Source organism: Microbacterium sp. CPCC 204701 (genome assembly GCF_004010105.1).
GTDB lineage: Bacteria > Actinomycetota > Actinomycetes > Actinomycetales > Microbacteriaceae > Microbacterium.
Genome location: NZ_RRYE01000280.1, coordinates 1 through 4008, shown reverse-complemented (window position 1 = coordinate 4008; position 4008 = coordinate 1). Strand labels below are relative to the sequence as shown.

At 70.0% G+C, this 4008-nt stretch carries 4 protein-coding genes; all 4 read right to left on the bottom strand.

Annotated elements, in window-relative coordinates; translation table 11 throughout:
* A partial coding sequence (locus tag EIO58_RS13900; RefSeq protein ID WP_205789287.1) for an alanine racemase occupies positions 1-199 on the bottom strand: 199 nt, incomplete at its 3' end.
* Entirely contained in the window at positions 196-567 is a 372-nt protein-coding gene (locus EIO58_RS13895; RefSeq protein ID WP_127820035.1) for a holo-ACP synthase, read from the bottom strand. The genes EIO58_RS13900 and EIO58_RS13895, both read right to left, overlap by 4 nt.
* Positions 568-743: 176 nt before the next feature.
* Positions 744-2594, bottom strand: a complete 1851-nt coding sequence (gene glmS, locus EIO58_RS13890; RefSeq protein WP_127820034.1) for a glutamine--fructose-6-phosphate transaminase (isomerizing) — start codon at positions 2592-2594, stop codon at positions 744-746.
* A gap of 235 nt (positions 2595-2829) precedes the next feature.
* A complete protein-coding gene (gene coaA / locus EIO58_RS13885; RefSeq protein ID WP_127820033.1) occupies positions 2830-3786 on the bottom strand; it encodes a type I pantothenate kinase in 957 nt (318 codons plus the stop codon).
* Positions 3787-4008 lie beyond the last annotated feature (222 nt).

Below are 4008 nucleotides of genomic sequence, written 5' to 3'. Positions count from 1 at the left end.
TGTCCGAGACGCCGATGCGCGTCGCGCCGCCCGCGAGCGCCGCCGCGGCCGATCGCGCGGCGCCGTGCCCGTAGCCGTCGGCCTTGACCACGGCGATCACCTCGGACTCGGTGAGCCGCCGCAGATGCCGCACATTGTCTTCGATCGCGCCGACGTCGACGAGGGCCTCGCGCAGCACCCCGGCGGGCATCCGGCTCATGCGGGGACTCCGATGCCGTTCGCCTCGGCGATGACGTACGCGGCGGCGAGGCCGGCGTCGTGCGACAGCGACAGGTGCACAGCGGTGATCCCTCTCTCGGCGACGACGTCGGCAGTCGAGCCCGTCAGCAGGAAGTGCGGGGCGCCGGATGCCGCGGACGCGATCTCGATCTCGGTCCAGTGCACGCCCTCCGACCCGCCGAGCGCCTTGATGAACGCCTCCTTGGCGGCGTAGCGAGCAGCGAGCGAGTGCGGCTTCAGCACGCGCTCGGCATCCGAGAACAGTCGCTCCAGCAGCCGCGGGGTGCGCTCGATCGTGCGCTCGAAGCGAGCGATGTCGACGAGGTCGACGCCGATCCCGACGATCATGAAGCCTCCTGCAGCCGCGGTGTGCGGCATCCGTCAGACTACCCGGCGGTGTCTCCTCCCGGGCTCGGTGAATCGGCGGGACGGATGTGCGAAGACGAGCGTCCCTCGCGCGGGATGCCGCGATCGAGCCCGCTGCTTTCACGCCTGCCCGACGAAGACGCGAGCGCCTGATGCGACTACTCGACCGTGACCGACTTCGCGAGGTTGCGGGGCTGGTCGACGTCCAGGCCCTTCGCCGTGGCGAGGCCCATCGCGAAGATGTGCAGCGGCACGACGGCGAGGAGCGGCTCGAAGAAGGGCCCGGCGAGCGGGATGCGCAGCACTTCGTCGGCCTTGGGCAGCACGGCGGCGTCGCCCTCTTCGGCGATCGCGATGACGCGAGCGCCGCGGGCGCGGATCTCTTCGATCGACGAGATGACCTTCTTGTGCATCTCGGCCGACTGACGCGGCGATGGCACGATCACGAACACCGGCTGGCCCGGCTCGATCAGCGCGATCGGGCCGTGCTTGAGCTCGCCCGCCGCGAAGCCCTCGGCGTGGATGTAGGCGAGCTCCTTGAGCTTGAGCGCGCCTTCGAGCGCGATCGGGTACCCGACGTGGCGACCGAGGAACAGCACCGACCGGGTGTCGGCCATCCAGTGGGCGAACTGCTCGATGCGGGGCTGCTCGCGCTCGAGGATCTGCGAGATCTTGCGGGGAACGGCCTCCAGCTCGCGGACGTGCGCCGCGGCATCCGCCGGCGACACCGCGCCACGCACGCGGCCGATGTGCAGACCCATCAGATACAGCGCCGTGATCTGGGCGACGAACGCCTTCGTCGATGCCACCGCCACCTCGGGCCCGGCGTGCGTGTAGACGATCGCGTCGGACTCGCGCGGGATGGTCGCGCCCTGCGTGTTGCAGATCGACAGCGTCTTCGCGCCGTGCTCGCGGGCGTACTTGACCGCCATGAGCGTGTCCATGGTCTCGCCCGACTGACTGATCGAGACGACGAGGGTGTCGGGCCCGATCACCGGGTCGCGGTAGCGGAACTCGTGCGCGAGCTCCACGTCGACGGGGATGCGGGTCCACTGCTCGATCGCGTACTTGCCGACCTGGCCGGCGTAGGCGGCGGTGCCGCACGCGATGACGATGATGCGCGAGACGTCGGTGAACAGCTGGTCCATGCCGTCGAGCTCGGGGATCACGACCTCGCCGTCGCGGATGCGACCGCGCAGCGTGTTCGCGACGGCCTCCGGTTCTTCAGAGACCTCCTTGGCCATGAACGACGACCAGCCGCCCTTCTCGGCCGCCGACGCATCCCACGTCACCTCGAACGGCTCGACCTCGACCGGGTTGCCCGCGAAGTCGGTGACCTCGACACCCTCGGGCGTGATCGCGACGATCTGATCCTGGCCGATCGCCAGGGCGTTGCGGGTGTGCTCGACGAAGGCGGCGACATCCGACCCGAGGAAGTTCTCGCCCTCGCCGAGACCGATGACCAAGGGTGAGTTGCGGCGGGCGCCGACGACGAGGCCGGGGTGCTCCTCGTGCATCGCGAGCAGCGTGAAGGCTCCCTCGAGGCGGGCAGCGACCGCGCGGAACGCGGCGACGAGATCGCCGGTGCGGCCGTACTCGCGTCCGAGGAGCACCGCGGCGACCTCGGTGTCGGTCTCGCTGCGGAACGTGAAGCCCTCCGCGAGGAGCTCGGCCTTGAGCTCGGAGAAGTTCTCGATAATGCCGTTGTGGATGACGGCGAGCCTGTCGTCGTCGGCGAGATGGGGGTGGGCGTTGCCGTCGGTGGGTCCGCCGTGGGTCGCCCAGCGGGTGTGCCCGATGCCGGTCGTGCCGTCGGCGAGGGGGTGAGAGGCGAGGTCGTCGCGCAGCACGCTCAGCTTGCCGGCACGCTTGCGCATTCCGAGGCCCCCGTCACCGTCGATGACGGCGATGCCGGCCGAGTCGTAGCCGCGGTACTCCAGGCGCGAGAGCCCCGAGACGAGAATGGCCTGGCTCGGCCGCGGGCCCACGTATCCGACGATTCCACACATGGGCTCAATCGTAAGCCGCAGGGTTTGGGAGGATCCCGAACGAACGGGACGGATGCCGGGGCCGGGGCATCCCAGCCCGAACCTGGCGACTCGCCAAGAAGCGCGCTTCGCGCGCGTCGATCTTGGCAATCCGACACCCGCCGACTTTCCCGGTGCAATCCCGGCGATTCGCCAAGAACGGCGTGGCCAAGGTGCAGAACTTGGCGACTCGCCAAGAACGAGCCCCGGGCGCGCGTCAGAGTTTGCGGAGCAGAACCGTCTCGACGGTGTGGTCGGCGGCCTTCTGCAGCACCAGATTCGCGCGGTGGCGCGTCGGGAGCACGTTCTCCTGCAGGTTCGGCAGGTTGATCGTGTTCCAGTAGTGCAGGGCTCGCTCGACTGCCTCCTCGTCGCTCAGCTCGGCGAACACGTTGAAGAACGAGCTCGGGTTACTGAAGGCCGCGCGGCGCAGGGCGAGGAAGCGCTCGACGTACCACTGCGCGATGTGGTCGGCATCCGCGTCGACGTAGATCGAGAAGTCGAACAAGTCGCTCACCGCCACGTCGTTCGGCGACGGCGGCGGCTGCAGCACGTTGAGGCCCTCGACGATGACGATGTCGGGCCGGCGCACGGTGACCACGGCATCGGGCACGATGTCGTACCTCATGTGCGAATAGAACGGCGCGCGCACCTCGGGCGCGCCGCTCTTGACCTCGGTGAGGAACGACACCAGGGATCGGCGGTCGTACGACTCGGGGAAGCCCTTGCGCTCCATGAGGCCGCGCCGTTCGAGCTCGGCGTTGGGATACAGGAACCCGTCCGTCGTCACGAGCTCGACCCGCGGGGTGCCGGGCCAGCGGCTCGTGAGCTCGCGCAGCAGGCGGGCGATCGTCGACTTGCCCACCGCGACCGAGCCCGCGACGCCGACGATGAACGGCGTCGTCGAGTCGGATTCGCCGAGGAAGGCGGACTCTTCGGCGCCCATACGCTTCGTCGATTCGGCGTACAGCGACAGGAGACGCGACAGCGGCACGTAGACCTGCGCCACCTCTGCCATGTCGAGCCGGTCGCCGAGCCCGCGGATCTGCACGATCTCGGTCTCGCTGAGGGGCTGGGTCAGGCCTGCGGCGAGGCGCGCCCAATCGTCCCGGTCGATCTGCCGGTAGAGCGAGAGGACGGGCGCGAGCGTGGCGGCATCGTCGGCGGCGGACATCGGGCCCATCCTATGGGGTCCTCGTCGCCGCGCCCCGCGCGGGCATCCGTCGCCCTGTCAGTAGGTCCCCTCAGCGAGGGCCCGCCTCCGAGGGAGGCGGGCCCGTTCGCTGCGCCGGGCGTCAGCCGGCGTCGGGCGTGTGGTCGTGGCCGTGGTAGCCGCCGCCGCCGCTCGCCCACGTTCCTTCGGGACCGGCGGGCTCGGGCAGCCGCAGGCCACCCG